The organism is Chitinophaga sp., assembly GCF_036566945.1.
In the GTDB taxonomy this organism is placed as follows: Bacteria; Bacteroidota; Bacteroidia; order Chitinophagales; family Chitinophagaceae; genus Chitinophaga.
In genome coordinates this window covers 1-2,213 of sequence record NZ_DATCVJ010000701.1, presented here as the reverse complement: position 1 = coordinate 2,213, position 2,213 = coordinate 1, and the positions used below count along the sequence as shown (strand labels likewise).

Sequence of the window (2,213 nt, the reverse complement as noted above, 5' to 3'; positions counted from 1 at the left end):
AGCACCTGTATTTTGTCTTCTGCCCCAACAATCTTTTCCTCGTATTCTTTCAGCTCGGGGGTGATATAACGTTCGGCGTTGGCGAGCGTTTGTTTACGCATCCAACGATCCGGTACTTTGTTTTTATGGGTGTTGGTTACTTCCAGGTAGTAGCCGAAAACGTTGTTGAAAGCTATTTTCAGCGAAGGAATACCGGTGGCTTCCGATTCTTTTTGTTGAATCTGCAGGAGATAGTCTTTCCCTTTGTTGGCGATATTGCGTAATTCATCCAGTTCCGCGTTAACGCCTTCTTTGATACAACCGCCTTTATTCACCAGTACCGGCGGGTTCTCCATGATTTCATTGAGAATGCGGTCCAGCAAAGGAAGGCAGGGATCCAGCTTTTCGTTTAGGCGCTTCAGGTAGTTGCTGCTGCTATCTGCCAGTAATGCCTGTACGGCTTGTACCTGTTGCAGGGAACGGGCCAGCTGCATTACTTCCCGGGGATTTATTTTCCGGAGGGGTATTTTAGATACCAGTCTTTCCAGGTCGCCGGTTTGTTTCAGGTGATGTACCAGCGATTTGGAAAGGTCTGTTTCTTTGATGAAGTATTCAACGGTATCCAGTCGTTCGTTGATGCCATCGATATCGCGGAGCGGGAATACCATCCAGCGTTTGAGCAGCCGGGCGCCCATAGGTGTTACGGTGTTGTCGAGCACTTTGAGCAGGGTATGTCCGTTTTCCACGCTGCTGTTCAGTAGTTCCAGGTTGCGCACGGTGAAGCGGTCCATCCACAGGAAATCGTCCTGACTGATGCGTTGCATCCGGGTAATATGCTGGAGATGGGGGTGCTCGGTATCTTTCAGGTAATGGAGCGTGGCGCCGGCGGCGATAATAGCGGCGGGCAATCCTTCTACGCCATAACCTTTGAGGGAATGCGTCTGAAAATGTTTGAGCAGTATTTCTTCTGCATAGGTGGTGGTAAATATCCACTCATCCATGGTGTAGGTATAGAAGCGGGTGCCAAAAGTAGCTTTAAAATGTTTCTGCTGCTGTTTGGCGAATAATACTTCTGCGGGGCGGAAGCTTTGCAGGAGTTTATCCACATATTCTATGCTACCTTCTGCGATAAAAAATTCGCCGGTAGAAATATCAAGGAAAGATACCCCGGTGCTGTCTGTACCAAAGTGTACAGCTGCCAGGAAGTTGTTGCTGGAGTTTTCCAGGAGCTTGTCATTGATGGCTACGCCGGGAGTCACCATTTCGGTAACGCCGCGTTTTACAATGCCTTTCACTGTTTTGGGATCTTCCAGCTGATCGCATACGGCTACCCGGTAGCCGGCTTTTACCAGTTTATGCAGATAAGTATCTAACGAATGGTGTGGAAATCCTGCAAGGTCTACATAAGAAGCGGAGCCATTTGCCCTTTTGGTTAATACGATGCCCAGTACCCGGGCGGCTATAACTGCATCCTCATTAAACGTTTCATAAAAATCGCCAACACGGAACAACAGTACGGCATCAGGGTATTTGTCCTTGATGGCTTTATGTTGTTGCATGAGCGGTGTTTCTTCCGTTTTACTTTTTGCCATGGCGCAAATATATAAAACTCATCCCATCCTATTATCTTTGCGGGTGATGAGAAAATTAAGCATGGATGAACTGGGCCGTAAAACGGTGGCTGAGTTCAAGGCGGCCGATAAAACGCCTATAGTACTGGTACTCGATAATATACGCAGCATGCATAACGTAGGCTCCGTATTCCGTACCGCAGATGCTTTTTTAGTACAGGGCATCATTCTTTGCGGATATACGCCGGTGCCTCCGCACCGCGATATCAATAAAACTGCTTTGGGCGCTACCGAAACAGTGGAGTGGCAGTATTTTGATACTACGGTAAACGCAGTACAGGAACTGAAAGCAGCCGGATATAAAATTCTGGCCATTGAACAGGCGGTAAACAGCCATAGGCTGGATGCTTTTCAGCCGCCGGCAGATCAGCCACTGGCGCTGGTTTTCGGTAATGAAGTGAGCGGGGTAGACGGCGAGGTGATGAAACAGGTGGATGGCTGTATTGAAATTCCGCAGTTAGGTATGAAACATTCTTTAAATATTTCGGTGACTACTGGTATCGTGGTTTGGGATATCTTTGTAAAGCTGTTAGCCATTAGCCGTTAGCTTTTAGCTATCAGCACCAATAAATGCCATTAATTAAAAGCGGTTAGTCTTTTAAA

The 2,213-nt window shown here is 47.5% G+C and carries 2 protein-coding genes; one reads left to right on the top strand and one right to left on the bottom strand.

Features of this window, described 5'->3' with window-relative positions; all coding sequences use genetic code 11:
* On the bottom strand, positions 1–1,571 hold a 1,571-nt coding region (gene mutS, locus VIP81_RS21155; RefSeq protein WP_331965919.1), incomplete at its 3' end, for a DNA mismatch repair protein MutS.
* A 46-nt stretch (positions 1,572–1,617) separates the two neighbouring features.
* Here mutS and VIP81_RS21150 point away from each other — a divergent pair.
* On the top strand, positions 1,618–2,157 hold the full coding sequence (locus tag VIP81_RS21150; RefSeq protein ID WP_331965916.1) for an RNA methyltransferase: 540 nt from the start codon (positions 1,618–1,620) through the stop codon (positions 2,155–2,157).
* Positions 2,158–2,213: the final 56 nt, after the last annotated feature.